Annotated in this window: 14 protein-coding genes and 1 pseudogene; 5 read left to right on the forward strand and 10 right to left on the reverse strand. The window is 72.6% G+C overall.

The window, feature by feature from the left end; all coding sequences use genetic code 11:
• The first annotated feature begins 731 nt into the window (after positions 1-731).
• Both DRB96_RS42705 and DRB96_RS06020 read left to right on the forward strand, forming a co-directional pair.
• Positions 732-914, forward strand: coding sequence for a hypothetical protein (locus DRB96_RS42705; RefSeq protein ID WP_162688586.1), 183 nt, complete (start codon positions 732-734; stop codon positions 912-914).
• 86 nt (positions 915-1,000) lie between these two features.
• On the forward strand, positions 1,001-1,471 hold the full coding sequence (locus tag DRB96_RS06020; RefSeq protein WP_112447390.1) for a hypothetical protein: 471 nt from the start codon (positions 1,001-1,003) through the stop codon (positions 1,469-1,471).
• Between the two features lie 370 nt (positions 1,472-1,841).
• Here DRB96_RS06020 and DRB96_RS06025 read toward each other — a convergent pair.
• The 3 genes and pseudogenes from DRB96_RS06025 to DRB96_RS06040 form a co-directional block, all read right to left on the reverse strand.
• Positions 1,842-2,207: pseudogene (locus DRB96_RS06025) on the reverse strand (tyrosine-type recombinase/integrase); the annotation flags it as partial.
• Positions 2,208-2,689: 482 nt separating this feature from the next.
• Positions 2,690-3,175, reverse strand: a complete 486-nt coding sequence (locus tag DRB96_RS06035) for a hypothetical protein (RefSeq protein WP_112447394.1) — start codon at positions 3,173-3,175, stop codon at positions 2,690-2,692.
• A gap of 436 nt (positions 3,176-3,611) precedes the next feature.
• On the reverse strand, positions 3,612-4,406 hold the full coding sequence (locus DRB96_RS06040; protein ID WP_112447396.1) for a hypothetical protein: 795 nt from the start codon (positions 4,404-4,406) through the stop codon (positions 3,612-3,614).
• Positions 4,407-4,738: 332 nt separating this feature from the next.
• Between DRB96_RS06040 and DRB96_RS44295 the strand changes: the two genes are divergently transcribed.
• Together DRB96_RS44295 and DRB96_RS44300 are read left to right on the forward strand one after the other, a co-directional pair.
• Positions 4,739-5,011, forward strand: coding sequence for a hypothetical protein (locus DRB96_RS44295; RefSeq protein ID WP_239516143.1), 273 nt, complete (start codon positions 4,739-4,741; stop codon positions 5,009-5,011).
• 11 nt (positions 5,012-5,022) lie between these two features.
• Entirely contained in the window at positions 5,023-5,298 is a 276-nt protein-coding gene (locus DRB96_RS44300) for a hypothetical protein (RefSeq protein WP_239516144.1), read from the forward strand.
• Between the two features lie 314 nt (positions 5,299-5,612).
• Here the strand turns inward: DRB96_RS44300 and DRB96_RS43695 are convergent, their stop codons facing one another.
• The 7 genes from DRB96_RS43695 to DRB96_RS06080 are packed head-to-tail and all read right to left on the reverse strand — an operon-like array spanning position 5,613 to position 13,074.
• Positions 5,613-6,194 carry a MarR family transcriptional regulator gene (locus DRB96_RS43695; RefSeq protein WP_204357653.1) on the reverse strand — a complete coding sequence of 194 codons (582 nt, stop codon included), beginning with the start codon at positions 6,192-6,194 and terminating at the stop codon, positions 5,613-5,615.
• 3 nt (positions 6,195-6,197) lie between these two features.
• Positions 6,198-6,749: a flavin reductase family protein gene (locus DRB96_RS06055; RefSeq protein ID WP_239517706.1), complete on the reverse strand. Its 552-nt coding sequence runs from the start codon at positions 6,747-6,749 to the stop codon at positions 6,198-6,200.
• Complete coding sequence (locus tag DRB96_RS06060) at positions 6,746-8,185, reverse strand: dihydroorotase family protein (RefSeq protein ID WP_112447398.1); 1,440 nt, start codon at positions 8,183-8,185, stop codon at positions 6,746-6,748. The genes DRB96_RS06055 and DRB96_RS06060 overlap by 4 nt, the downstream gene beginning before the upstream one ends.
• Positions 8,173-9,330, reverse strand: coding sequence for an acyl-CoA dehydrogenase family protein (locus DRB96_RS06065; protein WP_112447400.1), 1,158 nt, complete (start codon positions 9,328-9,330; stop codon positions 8,173-8,175). The genes DRB96_RS06060 and DRB96_RS06065 overlap by 13 nt, the downstream gene beginning before the upstream one ends.
• On the reverse strand, positions 9,309-10,424 hold the full coding sequence (locus tag DRB96_RS06070) for a PrpF domain-containing protein (protein WP_112447402.1): 1,116 nt from the start codon (positions 10,422-10,424) through the stop codon (positions 9,309-9,311). Before DRB96_RS06070 ends, DRB96_RS06065 begins: the two co-directional genes overlap by 22 nt.
• Entirely contained in the window at positions 10,421-12,259 is a 1,839-nt protein-coding gene (gene asnB, locus DRB96_RS06075; RefSeq protein ID WP_112447404.1) for an asparagine synthase (glutamine-hydrolyzing), read from the reverse strand. The genes DRB96_RS06070 and asnB overlap by 4 nt, the downstream gene beginning before the upstream one ends.
• Before the next feature lie 5 nt (positions 12,260-12,264).
• A complete protein-coding gene (locus DRB96_RS06080) occupies positions 12,265-13,074 on the reverse strand; it encodes a cupin domain-containing protein (RefSeq protein WP_112447406.1) in 810 nt (269 codons plus the stop codon).
• 300 nt (positions 13,075-13,374) lie between these two features.
• Here DRB96_RS06080 and DRB96_RS06085 point away from each other — a divergent pair, with 300 nt between their 5' ends.
• On the forward strand, positions 13,375-16,206 hold the full coding sequence (locus DRB96_RS06085; protein ID WP_239517707.1) for a BTAD domain-containing putative transcriptional regulator: 2,832 nt from the start codon (positions 13,375-13,377) through the stop codon (positions 16,204-16,206).
• Positions 16,207-16,300 lie beyond the last annotated feature (94 nt).

The following is a 16,300-nucleotide window of genomic DNA, read 5'->3' on the forward strand; positions in this document are numbered from 1 at the left end:
GCGGGGGGTGAATCGGAGCCTGTACCTGATTGCGCGATGTCGGTTTTGCGTAGATAGATGACATTCGGATCTCCAGTGAGGTCCTGACTCGACAAGGAGCGGTGTAGATGGATGCTCGTCATAAGGCGAGGGTGCGCTCGGGCGGCGCGTGGCTGGTGTGCGCGGCTCTGGCATCGCTGGCTCTGGGGGCGGGAAGCGCTCCGGCCATGGCCGCTTCGGCCGCCGGGTACCGGGTGAAGGCTCCGTCGCATCAGGCGAAGGACCTCCAACTGGCGCCGTGCGAACGGGAGAGGGAAGACGACCCGCGCACGCGCGGTCGCAAGGACAATCGCAAGGACTGCAAGGAAGGGCGGCCAGGCCCGCGCGGCCCGCAGGGCCACCCTGGTAAGCAAGGTGACACCGGCCCGCGGGGGCCGAAGGGCGACACCGGCAGCCAGGGTCCGGCCGGCCCGGCCGGACAGGGAGGCCCGGCGGGACCTGCGGGGCAGGCCGGCCCCGCAGGCCCGGCGGGTCCCCCTGGTCCCACCACACATTCCGGCCACGGACAGCCGGGGCCTCCCGGGCCCAAGGGTGACAGGGGCCCGCGGGGCCACAAGGGCGAGCCGGGGCATAAGGGTCACGCCGAACTCGAGGTGCGGCGGGTCGTCACCGTCAGCGAAAGCCTGCGCCCCGGCAGCACGACGATCCTGGAGGCCGTCTGCCCCCGTGGGTACTTCGTCACGGGAGGCGGCGTGACGCTCCGGAGCCCCGACCTCAGGGTCCTGTGGGACAACTCGGGCGACGCCCAGAACTGGGTCGCGGCGGTGACCAACGACGCCAGAACCGAGAACCCCACGTCCGGCACCTGGGTCGCGGAGGTTCACGCGCACTGCGCGAAGCTCGACCACAAGAAGCCGGACCACAAGAGCCTCTGACACGCGTCCCCGAGGGCACCCGTCCCCGAGGACTTCCGGGCCGCCGCATCCCCGGTCGCCCAACACCCCAGACACAAGGAGCGAAGTTGAACGTCTACCGCATCTCCCGCCCTGCCGCACTCGTCTCCGGGCTGGCGGCCTCCCTGGCCTTCGCCCTCACGGGTCTCGCCGCCCCGGCCTACGCCGCGGTGGAGCCCGTCGTGGCGGCCGACCCCCCGAGCCACTCGAAGGGCGACGACTGTGACGACGACAAGCGCTCCGGTTCCGGCTACTGCCACGACTCCAAGGGCCGCATCAGCTACGAGCTCCAGTCCCGCACCATCGAGAAGACCTTCACCGTCCCGGGCGGCCAGACGCACAACGGCAGCGTCGCCTGTGACTCGGGCTGGCTCATCGACAGCGGCGGCGTCGCCCTCAGCATCCCGCAGCTGATCCTGCAGAAGTCCATCAAGGGCGTCAGTGAGTCCTGGGAGACCACAGTCGTCAACAGGGACATGGCTGCGCACACCTACGACGTGGCGATCGTCTGCAGCCGCCTGGTCGCGGTCCAGCACTAGCCTCGCTGCCTCCCCTGCGGTGAGGGCGACCGCTGTGGCGTAGACATGAAAGTGCCTTCCGAACAGGAACGATGGGCCTTTTCGAGGGGTTCTGTTGTTCCAGGCGGAAGGCACTTTCTGCGTGCACGGGCGCCGGTAGCAGCCGTCGCAGTCGCCTGGAATCACTGGGGCCCCATGCGTGCGCGATGCGTGAGCGGACGGGTCTGCACCAGTCGTCACCCGCAGCACCACGCAGCATGGCTTGGACCCGCCCGGCACGGATTCGATCCCACTCCTAAAGCGGGTGTCGCAGGTTCGAATCCTGCCGAGGGCACAAGGCAAGGACCCCCAGTCGATCATGACTGGGGGTCTTTGGCATCTACGCCTGACATCAACGGGGGCGGTCACTGTCGGCCGGGCGCCTCTTGAGCAGGCGGTCCATGTGGGTGATCGCTTCGCGCTGGGTGTCCTGGACCACGTGCGTGTAGACGTCCATGGTGATGCTGATCTGGCTGTGCCCGAGGATCTCCATGACGACGCGGGGCGCGACCCCGGCGGCGGTCAGCAGCGTCGCGCAGCCGTGGCGGGCGTCGTGCAGCCGGATCACCCGGAGGCCGGCGCCCTGAGCGACACGGGTGAAGGACCGGTAGACGTTGCGCGGCTCCACCGGGCGGCCTGTACGCGTCGTGAAGATGTGCCCGCTCTCCGTCCACTTCTCCCCCGCGCGGTCGCGCTGGACGCTCTGCATCATCCGGTGCCCGGCCCGGGCGGTGTATCGGCGGGAAGAAGGAACGTGACCTCGGTACGGCCCTTGCGCAGCTTGCGTTCCAGCACGTATCGGCTCCCGCCGGTCGGGGAAGAAGGCCCCGCGCCCGCAGGGCCGTCTCCCGGCCCCCGGGCGACGTGACATCTTCCACGGCAAGGAGACGGCCTGCTGCGGCCGTCGCTCGGTACGGCCGCGACCCTGGGGCAGACCCATCCCACCCCGATCCGCACGCCGACACCACCCACAACACGGCCCGGGCGTCCTCCGCCACCCGACCGGACCAAGGCCTACATCGAACCGACGTACGAATAGGCCGGGCAGGCGGCCCGAGAAGGGCTCGGTCGGCCAGTGTCCTGTGTCATCGAACCTTGAGCTTGTGCCATCGAAGGTTCGGCGGCGAAACGCGGCCCGTCGCCCCCGGAGAGCTGATGTGCTCTCGCGGGAGAAGCGGGGCGCTTACGGCTTCGTGGTTGCTACTGGACCTTTTCCAGGTCGAGGAGGAGGATTCGGCCCGCGCCGACGCCCAATCCCTCGCCCTGGGAACTCAAGGCGGTGTAGAGCGTCGCGTGGACCAGAGACAGTCCGGTTCCCTCGCTGCTGGACACCTCATAGATGTTCCACCGGGTCGTGTCGTCTGTGCACTGGTTGATCCGCGCCTCGTTCCCACCACGGCGGGGCGTGCCCAGACACAAGGAGCCGTCGCCGCGTGCCCGAGTGATGAGCTGAACCGTCTCGTCCTCGTCGTTCTGGTTGGAGACGGTCCACTGCCCCCGGGTGTCGGCAGTCACGCAGTCTTCCAGTGCGACCGCGCCGCCGAAGGGCGCGAGGGCGACGCACTGGCCGCTGACTTTGTCCTTGAACCGGTAGGTGACGTCATCGACAGCGCCGGCGGGCGAGGCAAGGGCCAGGACAGCGGCGGCGGCAACGCCGAGAGACAGAACCGAACGAACAGGGATCACAGGCACTCCTGAGAGAAGGGTCGTCATTGCTAGACGAGACGGCCAGCAGCAAACGATCAACAGCCTCGGAGAGGTGTGCCCATTCGGAGGCGTCCGCCGGGTTCACCCTTCTGGCTCTATGGGCGAGAAAGCCGTGGCTCTACCTCAGCAGGTCAGTTCCGGCCCTATCTGGGGGGCCCGGCGATCGGAACGCGCCCGCCCGCGTCTCTGACCTGCACGCTTAACCTTCGATGGCACCAACTCGCATCCATCAGCGGTCGATGGCCCACGCTCAAGCAATCGATGACACCGGACAGCCAGCTCAGGAGCGGCGGCCACCCCACCCCAGCAGGACACGTCCGGCTTCCGCGGCACCACCCCGTTCGCGTTTTCCCTCGCGACCGACCAACAGCTGGCCGCGGGAGGTCTCGGAGAGCCAGGGGCGAAGAGTCGGTTCTCAGCCGCCATCCGGCGGGGCTGCCGTGGCGGCTGCCGACCCACTTTCGCGGGGTTGCCCTGGCAGAAGTTCGGTGGGGCGTCCAACGGATGAGGGAAGGCCGGGAACGGAGCCGCTCACCGGCACGACGTCGGTGGTGGGCGTGAATCCGTCCTTCTCCGGCTGCGCGTGTGGATCGTCCGATTTGGTGTACGGGAGGGAGCAGGGACTCTCGCTGGTGCAGGTGGGTTCGATGGTGCTGTCGGAACAGATTCCTGCCTGAGCGCCGAGCAAGGCAACTGGCTTGGCGACGAGCATGTTGAGGTCCCAGGTGTGCTTCGCCGTGTCCACGTCGGCGTACGCGACCGCCCACATCTCCTTGCCGCTGGGGGCAGGCTCCCCCTTGAGGGGGCCGGCTCGGCCGCAGGGCCGGACGTCTCCGTTGGGCAGGTTGGTGTACTTCCCTCCGATGAACCTCACCCGCACCGCGGGGTCCCCGGAATACCTGGGGGCAGGCCGCTGCGACGAGCCTGTGAACGCGACCTCAGCCCCCTTGGAAGGGGAAGGAGGCTCGACCCGCAGGAGATCTGGTGTTTCCGAGACGACGGGAGGGGTGACCTTCCCACTCCTGTCGGGACCGTTCCCCTCATCCCCGGGGCCGAGAACGAAGACGGTGAGCGCGACCGCCCCGGCGATGAGAGCGGCCAGCAGCGTCTGCCAGTGCTTGGCCGCGGCCAGAAACCTTCTCACGAAGGGCTGGGAAGGATCCGGCCCGGGCACCGGATTCTCGTCTTGCGTTGGCGGCTCAGCGTCCATTCGATCCCACCTCCTGAGGCTGGGTTACAGGCTGCTCGGCTGCGGGGCCTGATCGGGGATGCCGCGCGGCTGCAACGGATGACAAGATCCGGATGCAGCAGCGCCAAGCAGCTTCTGGACATGGCGACTGGGGTGAAGCCGGATAGCGGCAAGTGGTCCTGGCCTTGTTGGTGAGTTCCGACAGCACCAGGCCTGCCGGGCAGGGTCAGAGGGGCCGGGTCGAATCCGGTGCTCAGAGATCCTGACAAGTCCTGGGCGGGCATCCGGTGGCTTTCCCCGAAGGTGGGGTCGGTCCGTAGAGGGCGGGTTCGTGACCAGCGAGGATGCCCGTCATGCGCACAGACCAGAACCCTGCCTCCCACGGCTCGACGCGATCGGCGCCCGTCGTCTTCGGTACGGGAGCTGCCATCGGCGTTCTGGGCGGGATGATCGGTCTGGGCGGCGCGGAGTTCCGCCTGCCGCTGCTGATCGGCCTCTTCGGGTTCGCGGCGCTCTCTGCGGTCATCTTGAACAAGGCGATGAGCCTGGTCGTGGTCCTGGTCGCGTTGCCCGCCCGGCTGGCCGCGGTCCCGGCCGCCGACGTGGCCGCACGCTGGCCGGTCTGATCCCGACGATCGTGCTGCTGTTCGGGGAGGACATCAAAACCGCCGGAAGCCTCTCCCTTCTGGTCTCCCTGCCAACCATGCTGGTGGCCTTCGGTCGCTACAGCCGCGACGGAAGCTTCGCCGTCCTCGGCGCCAACCTCCGCTTCATCGCGGTCATGGCCGCAGGCTCGATCGCCGGCGCCGTTCTGGACGGGCTACTGCTCGGCGTGTTCCCGGACCTGGTCCTCATCCCCCTGCTGGCCGTGATTCTGCTCGTCTCCGCGGTCAAGCTGGCCCGTCACGACTGACTGCGACGAGCCTCTCCTGACCCTCGCCGGGTGCCTCGCGTTCTCGTGATCACCGACGCCGTCCTCCCACGCGCCGGACCTGTCAGACACCGCCCTGCGTGCAAGCGAACGGGAAGAGGCCTGGTCAGCGTCGCCGAATGCGTGAGCGATGCGTGAGCGGATGTGCTGGCACGGCCTGGTCTGGAGCGGATCAAGCGGCACGGTGCAGGTCTCTGACCAGGCATTGCCGGATCTCGGCGGACCGAGCGGGATGGTCCGGCACGATCTTGCCTGGACTTTTAATCCGTTGGTTGTCGGTTCGAGTCCGACATGGCCTACTGCTCCGGGGTCGAGGAGAGATCCTCTGACCTGCTGCTGAGCGCCCCGTCCGGGTATCCGGGCGGGGCGCTCGGTCGTTCCCGGGCCCGTGCCGGTCGTACGCGGTCGCTGATCCGGGGGAGGGCGTCCGTCAGGGTGTCCAGCAGGGCGACGAGGAGGTCCGCCCGCGGGTCGGACGGGGGCAGGGCCTCGCGTTGGACGCGGTCCAGGTCGGCCAGGATCAGGCCGGCGGTGCGGACGCCCTGCGCGGTGAGCCGGACCGCGAGGCGGCGCCGGTCGCCCGGGACCGGCAGCCGGGTCGCGAGCGCCGCCTCCTCCAGCCGGTCCAGGCAGCCGGTCAGCGCCCCCGAGGTGACCCCCACGGCCCGGGCGAGCTCGCCGGCGGCCAGGGTGTACGGGGCGCCCGCGTACCGGAGCTCGGTCAGCACGCGCAGCCCCGTACGCCCCAGTCCGTACCGGCGGCACACCGGGCGGGTGTGTTCCTCCACGGCCTGTGCCAGCAGGTCGGCGAGGCGGAACAGACCCGCCGGGCGGCTCGCCCGGACGGCGGCGGGCGCGGCGGCGGCGGCGACCGGCACGGCTCAGTCCGCCGGGCGGGCGGCCGGGCGGGCGTGGGCGAACCCGCGCTGGTGCCAGACCAGGCCGCCGGCCGGGGCCGGGGCCGGGGCCGGGCCGGCCCCGTCGGTCCCGGCGCCCTCGACCGCGGTGACCCGGCCGATCAGGATGGTGTGGTCGCCCGCGTCGACGGCCTCGTGGTGCTCGCACACCAGGCGCAGGGCAACGTCGGCCAGTTCCGGGGCCCGTGCGGAGCCGGCCAGCGGCACCCCGTCGAAGCGCCGGTCCGGGCGGCCCGCGAACTTCATGGCCAGCGCCTCGTCGCCGGGGCCCAGCAGGTTCACGCAGAACGCGTCGGCACCGGCCAGCGCGTCGTGGCTGGAGGACCCCTTGTCCAGGCAGACCAGGAACAGCGGCGGGTCCAGGGAGAGCGAGGAGACGGCGCTCGCGGTCAGCCCGCGCGCCGTTCCGAAGCCGTCGTAGCAGGTCACGACGGTCACGGGGGCGGCCAGCGCGGCCATGGCCGCGCGGAACTCCTCCGCGCGGACACCGGCGCGCTCCAGTACGGCGGCGCTCATCGGCCGGCCTCCCGGTCCAGCGCGGCCGGTGCGGGCAGCACGGCCGGCGAGGGCGCGAGCCAGCGGCCGGCGGGGGTGCCCGCGAAGCCCTCGCGGACGTTCCAGACCCGCTCGCCGCCCTTGACCACGTCGGTGAAGCGGCCCCGGAACAGCCAGCCCTCGTACGCGGACCAGCCGCACTTGGCCTGGATGTCGTCCCGAGTGGGCTGCCAGCGCTCCGCCGGGTCGAGGATGGCGAGGTCGGCGTCGGCGCCCGGCACGAGCCGGCCCTTGCCGGGCAGCCGGAACAGGTCGGCGGGGCCGGAGCCCATCAGGCGGGCCAGGTGCGAGGCCGCCTCGTCGGGGGCGACGCGGCGCTGCATCATGCCGGTCCAGGAGGCGACGGCGAGCTCCTGCACACCGGGCAGGCCGGGCGGTGCGTCCGCGGGGACCTTGTTCTTCTCCTCGATGGTGTGCGGCGCGTGGTCGCTGCCGAGGCTCGCGGCCTCGCCGGTCAGCGCCGCGCGCCACAGCCGGTCCTGGTCGCCCAGGCCCCGGATGGCGGGCGAGAGGCGGGTGCGCGGGCCGCGCCGGCAGGTGTCGGCGTCGGTGAACGACAGGTGGTGGCCGGTGACTTCGAAGGTCAGCGGCAGCCCCTCCTGGGCGGCGGCGACCAGCATGTCCGCCTCCTCCGCCGTCGAGGCGTGCAGGACGTGGGCGCGGGTGCCGTAGGTGCGGACCAGCTGGATCACCTTGGCGCAGGCGACGATGGCGCCCGAGCGCGGCCGGTGCGGCTCGTACTCGTCGTAGGAGCCCGGATCGCCCCGCCACGTGTCGAGCAGGTCGAAGATGTGCTGGTCCTCCGCGTGCAGCACCAGCTGTACGTTGCCGCGCGCGGCGGCCTCGAAGGCGGCCTCCAGGGCCCGCCAGTCGCGGAAGACCACCGGGGCGGTGTGGTGCCCGGCCATGAACACCTTTGCGGAGGTGGCGACTTCGGGATCGAGGGTGGCCAGTACCTCCGGGTGCTCGGGGTCCGCGCCGATGTGGAAGCGGTAGTCCACCCACGAACGCCCTTCGATGAGCGCGGCCTTGGCGTGCAGGTCGGCCTCGTTCAGTGACGGTGGCCGGGTGTTGGGCATGTCGACGACGGTGGTGACGCCGCCGGCGATGGCCGCCCGGCCCGCGTGGGCCCAGTCCTCCTTGTACTCCAGGCCCGGGGTGCGGAAGTGGACGTGGCTGTCGATGAGGCCGGGCAGGACGTAGCGTCCCGACGCGTCGATCCGGGGGCCCTCGGGCAGTTCCTCGTCCGGGCCGAGCAGGGCGTCGATGTGCCCGTTGCGGATGACGACGGAGCCGTTCCGGACGCCCTCGGGGGTGACCAGGCGGCCGCCTTCGACGATGAGGTCGGCGGTGGCGGTACGGCCGCTCAGGCGGCCGGCGGGGTTCAGCGGTTCCACGAGATGCTCACCAGTTCCCTGCAGAGGTCGTTGGTCGGGCCCATGAGGGCGACGGCACGGGCGTCACGGCCGTACCGGTTGAGCGGGTGGCCTTCGACGTAGCCGGCCGAGCTGAGGATCTGCTCCACCTCGGAGACGACCCGGTCGGCGGCGGAGGAGGCGAACAGCTTGGAGTGCAGCGTGGCCATGCCCGGATCGGCCGCGTCGCGCCGGCCCGCCCGCTCCACGACCGCGCGGGCCGCCTCGACCTGTGTGGTGAGGTCGACCAGCCGGTAGCGCACGGACTGGTGGACGTGCAGGCCGCGCTTGCGCGCGTGCTCGTGGGCGCAGTCCAGGGCTGCCTGGGCCAGGCCCACCGCGACCGCGCCGAGCGTGGCGCCGCTCTCGCGCACCCGGGCGATGACGGAGGCCGCCACGCCCTCGGCGCCGAGCCGGTCCGTGTCGGTGAGGCGGCAGTCGCGCAGGTCGACGAAGCCGGTGGCGGAGCCGCGCATGCCGGCCAGCCGCATCGAGGTGTCCGGGATCAGGCCCGGGTTGTCCCCGCGGACCAGGAAGAAGGTCTGCCCGGCGGCTCCGTAGCCCGTGTCGCTCCCGGCCGCCGGCTCGTCCGTGCCGGTCTGGGCGAGGACGAGGTAGACGTCGGCGAGCCCGGCGCTGGTCGTGAACGCCTTGGCGCCGTCCAGCACCCAGCCGCCCGCGTCGGTCCGGCGGCCGCGCGTGGCCAGGTTCTTCTTGTTGGCGCCCGCGCCCGTCTCGCTCCACGCGGAGGCGGCGAGCCACTCGCCGGAGGCCAGCTTGGGCAGCAGCTCGCGGTGCTGCGCCGGAGTTCCCTGCTCGACGATCCGGCTGCTGACCGCGAAGTGCTGGAAGAGCATGATCGAGGCGGAGCCGTTGACGGCGGCCACCTGCTCGACGCAGCGGTTCAGGTCCACCGGGCCGGCGCCCGCGCCGCCGAACTCGCGCGGGACGGCGAGGCCGAGCAGCCGGCTCTCGCGCAGTACGGCGACGGCGTCCCGGTCGGGTTCGCCCGTACGGTCCGCGGCCACGGCGCACCGCTCCAGGGCGGCCCGCACCTCGGGGTCGAGCGCGGCGACGGAGAACCGCACGTCCGCGCCCGCGGTGTTCAGACTGACAGTGACAGACATGCGAGCTCCTTGGCGGACGCGGACGCGGACGCGGACGCGGACGTGGAGGTGGGCGTGGACGTGGACGCGGACGTGTTCCCGGACGGGTGGTTGAAGCGGCCGGCGGGCAGGCCCGCCCAGCCCTGGTAGTCGACCTGCTTGCCGGCCACCGAGACCCAGGCCAGGCGCGGACCGGTGTCCGTCAGCACGGACGAGGCCGAGACCTGCAGTTCGCCGCCCGGGGTGACGAGCCGGACCAGCCCGTCCCGGTGGCCGCCGGCCCGGGCCAGCGACCAGGGGACGGTCCCCTCGATCCCGACGGCGGTGCCCAGGCAGATGGCGCCGGTCAGCGCGAGCGTCGGGTGCCAGGACGGCACCGACACCGCGCGGACCGCCAGCGCGCCGCCCGGTTCGGGCAGCACCGCGGCGATCTTCGGGAAGGCCCCGGAGGCGTCCCAGCCCTGCTGCTCGCAGACCGCGAGCCGGATCCGGCCGAACTGCGCGAAGAGCTCGTCACCGGCGGCGAACAGCTCCTGGCGGCTGGTCACGCCCAGGTGCCCGGCCGGTACGAAGACGTACGGATTGCCCATCGAGACGAGCGAGACGGGGATGACCGTACGGTCCACGCGGACCTCGGTGACGGGGTCGCCCGTGATCAGCAGCTCGCGCACCGGCTTGGTGGGCGTGCACAGGAAGTGCGCGGTGAAGCGGGTCCCGCCGTCGGCGGCCTCCTCCACCTCGCACACCACGTTGTCGCCGTTGTTCAGGACGTTCACCCGCACCCGGGCCCCGGCGACCAGCGGCGGGATCATCCCCGACCGGGCGGCCGCCTCGACGGCCGCCAGGATCGAGTGGCCGCAGGACCCGCGCAGGTCGAAGGAGGACGGGGAGCGCGGCAGCGACTGCACGAAGCGGTAGTCGAGGTCGAAGAGCGGGTGCGGGGACGGCCGGACGATCGCGTTCTTCAGCACGTGCCCGGCGCCCCCCGCGCCCAGGTCGGCGCGGATCGCGGCCAGCCGCTCCAGCAGCTCGTCGGTCTCCTCGGGCAGCCCCCGGCCGTCCAGGACCAGGGTGGGGCAGGGCGCGCCGTGCGCGTTGGCGAAGTAGCCGCTCACTGCGCCCCCCGCGGGGCCGCGGCCGCGGCCGCGTTCGGGGCGGTCGGGCCGAAGAACTGGGAGCGCCACATCTGGTGGGACATCAGCGCCCACAGCGCCAGGGAGGCGCCGTCGGACGGACGGGCCGCCTGCTCCTCGAAGAGGCCGGAGACGACCTCGGGGCGGATCCGGCCGTCGGCGCGCAGCGCGGACTCGGACAGCGCGTCGCGGGCCACGTCCCACAGGGCCTGCCCGGGGCGGAGCATCGCGTTGATGGGCAGGGTGAACGGCTGCTTGGGGCGGTTCAGGACGCTGTCCGGGACCAGCCCGCGGGCGGCGGCGTACAGGGCGCGCTTGACGCCGCCCGCCGAGGAGGTGTCGATCTTCTGGGCGTCGGTGAGGGTGGTGGCGAAGCGCACCACGTCCGGCTGGCAGAAGGGCAGCCGGGCCTCGACCGAGCTGGCCATCGACAGGTGGTCCACGCGGCGCAGGTGGTACGAGGGCAGGCGGTACTCCTGCTCGATGGCGCAGATCCGGCGCATCCGGGTGCCCGCGCCGTTCTCCAGGGTCTCGGTCAGGCCGGCGGGCAGGGCCGGACCGTGGGCCCGTACGGCCGCCGTGTACTCGTCCGTGTAGAGGCGCTCGCGCAGGGCGCGCGGGACCGCGGAGAGGTGGTCGAGGTAGTCCTGGACCCAGCCGAGCCCGCCGGGGGCGGCCATCGCCTGCGTCATGCGGGCGTAGCCGCCGAAGAGCTCGTCGGCCGCGTCGCCGGTGAGGGCCACCTTGAAGCCCGCGTCGCGCACCGCGCGGAACAGCGAGAACGTGGACAGGGTGATCGGGTCGGCGTTCGGCTGGCCCAGGTGCCACACCACGTCCGCGAGCAGGTCGGGGAAGGTGGCGGGATCGACCTCCACCTGGTGGTGGACGGTGCCGGCCCGGCCCGCGACCTCGGCCGCGAAGGCCCGCTCGTCACCGGGCCAGTCGCCGGTGTAGGCGATGTTGAAGGTGTGCAGGTCGGCCGCGGAGCGGGCCGCGAGCACCGTGACGAGGCTGGAGTCGAGACCGCCGGAGGTGATGGCGGCGACCGGCGCGTCGGCGATGAGCAGCCGCGAGACCTCCCTCGACAGCAGCTCGCGGAGCTCCTCGCCGGCCTGGTGCAGGCTGCGCGAGGGGTCCGCGACGGCCTCGGTGTGGCCGAGCGGGCGGGTGGTGATCCGCAGCCCGCCGCGCCGGCCGACCACGGCGGTGGCCGCGGGCGGCAGGACCCGGATGCCGCGGAACATCGTCCGGTCGCCGAACGGGGTCTTGGAGACGAGGTAGGCGTCGAGCCCGAACTCGTCCTCCTCGGCCGTGACGTCGGCGAAGCCGAGCAGCGCCGGGATCTCCGAGGCGAAGCGGAACTGCCCGCCCCGCTCGTCCCAGGCGTAGTAGAGCGGCTTCATGCCCGAGCCGTCGGTGGCGACGACCAGCTTGGGCTCCTCGCGCAGGTCCATCACGGCGACGGAGTACATGCCGTCGAGCTGCTCGGCGAAGCGCTCGCCGTACTCGAGGTACAGGGCGGGCAGCACGGAGCCGTCGCAGCGGTCCGGGATGAGGTGGCCGCGCGCCTCCAGGCGGGCGGCCAGCTCGCGGTGGTTGTACAGCTCGCCGTTGAAGACGACCGTGACGGCGCCCAGCCGGTACGGCTGCCCGCCCCCCTCGGGGTCGATGATCGAGAGCCGGTTGTTGCCGAGCGCCCAGTCGGCGCGGCCGGTGTAGGTCTGGGCGTCGGGGCCGCCGTGGCGCAGCAGGGCGGCGACGGTGCGCAGTTCCTGGTCGCTCGTACCGGCATTGAAGGATCCGTAGATGCGGCACATGTCGGTCAGACCACCTGGGAGGAGACGCCGGCTGCGGCGTAGAGGGCAGGGTCGAAGGGGGCCGGGCCGCCGCAGGTCACGAAGCGGCGGGCGTCCGGGCCCGTGTGGGGGTTGCGGGCGCCGTGCAGCACGCCCGGGGCCGCGAACAGCACGTCGCCGGCCTCGACGTCGATCCAGCGGTCGACGAGGTACATCTGGCCGATGCCCTCGAAGGCGATGAACGCCTCGTCGCTGTGGGTGTGCAGGTGCACGTTGAAGGTCTCGCCGGGCTGCTGGATCCCGCAGTGCAGGCACAGCTGGGCACTGCCGGCGCCGGGCCAGAAGACGAAGTTCATGGTGGCGCGCGGGGCCGCTTCCGGGTCGACCTCGCCGGTGCCCGCGAAGCCGCGCAGCTGGGTCTCGTCGTCCCACAGCGTGGAGAACACCTTCGGGTCGGTGCCCGGCGTGCGGCCCTCGGCCAGCGGGGTGCGCCACACGTACGCGGTCATGCCCTCCGGGCCGGCGCTCAGCGCCAGCTCCCGGCCGGTCGGCGCGTAGGCGGCGGAGGAGCGGTGCGCCTCGCGGCTCTCGGCGCCGACGGCGAGGCTGCCGGAGCCCGCGTAGACCACCACGGTGTTCTCCTCGGCCGCGCTGGCCTCCGGGCTCCACACGGCGCCCGGGGCGACCCGTACGACGTGCAGGGTCACGCAGGGCGCGCCCGCGGCCGGGCTCACCGGGGTGGCGACCTCGGTCCCGGAACCGTCGGGAACGGGCTCGAACTCGAATTCGTGGGAGGTGATGATCCGGGCACTGCCGAGGTGGCTGAAAGTCTTCATTGGGGGCTCCGTCTGTACGCACTCCTGCTGGCCCGTGAAGCTTCCGTTTCGGGGTTCCCGATCACCTCCCGGAGCGGTACCGCCCGATCCGGGAACCCTTTACGCTCTTTCTCAGCGGGGCCTCTACCTGGGGTTTTGCGAGTACGACAGGTGGGGAACATGGCGGATCGGTCCGATACCAGGGTGAGGTTCAACGTCCTTGGCTCGCTGGAGGGTTGGTCCGGCGGGAACAGGCTGAGACTCGGCGGTCCCATCCAGGAACGGGTGCTCGTCACTTTGCTTCTGGAACCGGGTCGTGTCGTGCCCGTCACCCGCCTGGTGGAAGCCGCCTGGGAGGACGAACCGCCCGCAACCGCCTCACACCAGATCCGCAAGGCCGTCGCCGACCTCCGCCAGCGGATCCCGGGCGGAAGCGACCTGATCGCCACCGACGGACCCGGCTACCGGGCCGTCCTCGAAGACGGGCAGCTCGACCTCTCCGCGTTCCTGCTGCACACCCAGCGGGCCCGCGAGGCACTGGCCGGCGGCCGCGCGGCGGACGCCGAGGCCGAGCTGCGCGCCGCACTGGCGCTGTGGCGGGGTCCCGTACTGTCCGGCGCCGGCGGCCCCGTCGTCGAATCCGCCTCCACCGCCCTGGAGGAGCGCCGGCTGACCGCCGCCGAACAGCTCTTCCAGCTCCGCCTGGAACACGGCGAGAGCTCCGAGCTCGTCGGCGACCTGCGCGAGCTCGTCGCCGCCCATCCGCTGCGCGAGAACCTGCGCGGCCACCTGATGCTGGCCCTGTACCGCTCGGGCCGGCAGGCCGAGGCCCTGGAGGAGTTCGGCCGGGTGCGCGAGCTCCTCGTCGAGGAGCTCGGCGTCGATCCCGGCCCGCGGCTCGGCCGGCTCCACGAGGACATCCTGCGCGACAGCCCGGAACTCGCCGCGCCCTGCACCCTCCCGTACGACCTCGCCGACTTCACCGGCCGCGACCGGGAACTGGCCGACCTGCTGGCCGCCGCCGGGGACGGGGACGAGACCGGCACCCGGATCGTCGCCGTCGACGGCATGGGCGGCACCGGCAAGACCTCGCTCGCGGTCCGCGCCGCGCACCGGCTGGCCGAGCGGTTCCCGGACGGCCAGCTCCACGTGGACCTGCGCGGCTACACCCCGGGCGAGCAGCCGCTGCGGCCCGGAACGGTCATCGCCGGCCTCCTGCGCACCCTCGGGGTGCCGGGCGAGCGGATCCCCGAGGACCCCGCCGGGCGGGCCGCCCTGTGGCGGGCCACCCTGGTCGGCCGCCGGCTGCTGCTCCTCTTCGACAACGCCTCCGACGCCGCCCAGGTCCGCCCGCTGCTGCCCGCTTCGCCCGGCTGCCTGGTCCTGGTCACCAGCCGGGCGAGGCTGGTCGAGCTGGACGGGGCCGAGTGGATCTCCATCGGCGTGATGTCGCCCGCGGACAGCCTCGCGCTGATCACCGAGACCCTGGGCGCCGAGCGCACCGAGCGCGAGCCGGAGGCGGCCCGGGCGCTCGCCGCGCTGTGCGGGCACCTGCCGCTGGCCCTGCGCATCGCCACGGCCAGACTGCGCAACCGCTCCCGGTGGACCGTGCGGCACCTCGTGGACCGGCTCGGCGACGAGACCCGGCTGCTGGACGAGCTGAGCTCGGGCGAGCGGAGCGTGGCGGCCACGCTGCGGCTCTCGTACCAGGCGATGGACGAGGACCACCGCACGGCCTTCCGGCTGCTGGGCCTGCACCCGGGCGCGGAGATCGACGTCCACTCGGCGGCGGCCCTGCTGGCCGTGCACACCCGCGAAGCGGAGGACCTCCTGGAGGACCTCCTCGACATGCACCTGGTCCAGCAGCCCGAGCTGGGCTACTACGCCTTCCACGACCTGGTGCGCAGCTTCGCGCAGAGCCTGCGCAACACGGAGACGGCCGTGGACGACACGGCGGCGGTGGAGCGGCTGCTGGACTACTTCTACACGGCGACGGAGGCGGCGTGCGGGGTGCTGTTCCCCGCACGCTCGCCCTACGAGACGGGCCTGACGGGCTCGGCGGCGACCCTGCCCGCGCTCGGGGACGCCGACCCGGCCACCGCCTGGTTCGACCGCGAGGCCGCCGCGCTGATCGCCGCGGTGACGGCCGCCGAAGCCGGGGGCTTCCCCCGGCACGCCGTGTGGCTCGCCCGCAACCTGATGTTCTTCCTCAACATGCGGACGTACACCGAGCAGTACCTACAGGTCGGCAAGGTCGCGGCGGCCGCGGCCCGGCGGCTCAAAGACGCGAGGGCGCTGCGGCTGAGCCTGACCAACCAGGTCACCGCCCTGTGGAAGCTCGGCCGCTTCCGCGAGGGCATCGCCGTCGCGGAAGAGGCGCTGGAACTGGCCCACGCGCAGGGCGAGCGGCTCGGCGAGGGCGCCGGCCTGGAGGCCCTCGGCCTGCTGCTGAGCTGCCTCGGGGAGTTCACCGAGGCCGTGCGCCACCAGGAGGAGGCCGTCGCGGTGTTCCGCGAGACCGGGGCCGTCCAGGCGGAGATCCACGTCCTGTGCTCGCTGAGCACCACCTACTCCTGCCTCGGGCGGGGCGAGGAAGCCGCCCTGGCGGCGGAAAGGGCCGTGGACCTCGCCCGCGGGATCGGCATCCTCGGCGACGAGGTCATGGTGTTGAACGACCTGGCGAGCGCGTACCTGGACCTGGGCCGGTTCGCGGAGGCGGAGACCTGCCTGAAGGAGGCGATGGCGCTCGTCGAGGTCTCGCGCAGGCCCGACGACTTCGCGATGACCCGGGTCCTCATGGCCGCCGTCCAGCAGCACTTCGGCCTGGCCGAGGACGCGCGCGCCTGCGAGGAGGAGGCGCTGGAACTGCTCCGGCGCCGGCCCACCCTGGCCCGCCAGACGGTCGTCGAGCGGCGGATCGGCAACCTCCGGCTGGCGCGCGGCGAGCACGCCCAGGCCCTGGAGTTCTACGCGAGCGCGCTCGGGCGCGCGGCCGCGGCCGAGTACCGGATGGAGGAGGCCCGTGCGCTGGCCGGGATCGCCCGGGCCGCGCAGGCGCTGGGCGACACGGCGAGGGCGGACGGGAGCCGGGCCCGCGCCGTCGGACTGTTCACCGCGATGGGGGTGCCCCCGGGCGCCCGCTGCCCGCTCTGACACGAGGCACGAGGCACGAGGCACGACGCGCGGCGGCGGCCCGCCCCTGGTCCGGGGGTGGGCCGCCGCCGCGCGTGGGCCCCAGGGGCCGGTG

The sequence above is a fragment of the Streptomyces sp. ICC1 genome (assembly GCF_003287935.1).
GTDB lineage: Bacteria > Actinomycetota > Actinomycetes > Streptomycetales > Streptomycetaceae > Streptomyces > Streptomyces tritrimontium.

Excerpts from the sequence above, each read along its gene's own strand:
- DRB96_RS06040 (WP_112447396.1), bottom strand. The coding sequence starts at position 4,406 with ATGGACGCTGAGCCGCCAACGCAAGACGAGAATCCGGTGCCCGGGCCG.
- DRB96_RS44295 (WP_239516143.1), top strand. The coding sequence starts at position 4,739 with ATGCGCACAGACCAGAACCCTGCCTCCCACGGCTCGACGCGATCGGCG.
- DRB96_RS06055 (WP_239517706.1), bottom strand. The coding sequence starts at position 6,749 with ATGAGCGCCGCCGTACTGGAGCGCGCCGGTGTCCGCGCGGAGGAGTTC.
- DRB96_RS06065 (WP_112447400.1), bottom strand. The coding sequence starts at position 9,330 with ATGTCTGTCACTGTCAGTCTGAACACCGCGGGCGCGGACGTGCGGTTC.
- asnB (WP_112447404.1), bottom strand. The coding sequence starts at position 12,259 with ATGTGCCGCATCTACGGATCCTTCAATGCCGGTACGAGCGACCAGGAA.
- DRB96_RS06080 (WP_112447406.1), bottom strand. The coding sequence starts at position 13,074 with ATGAAGACTTTCAGCCACCTCGGCAGTGCCCGGATCATCACCTCCCAC.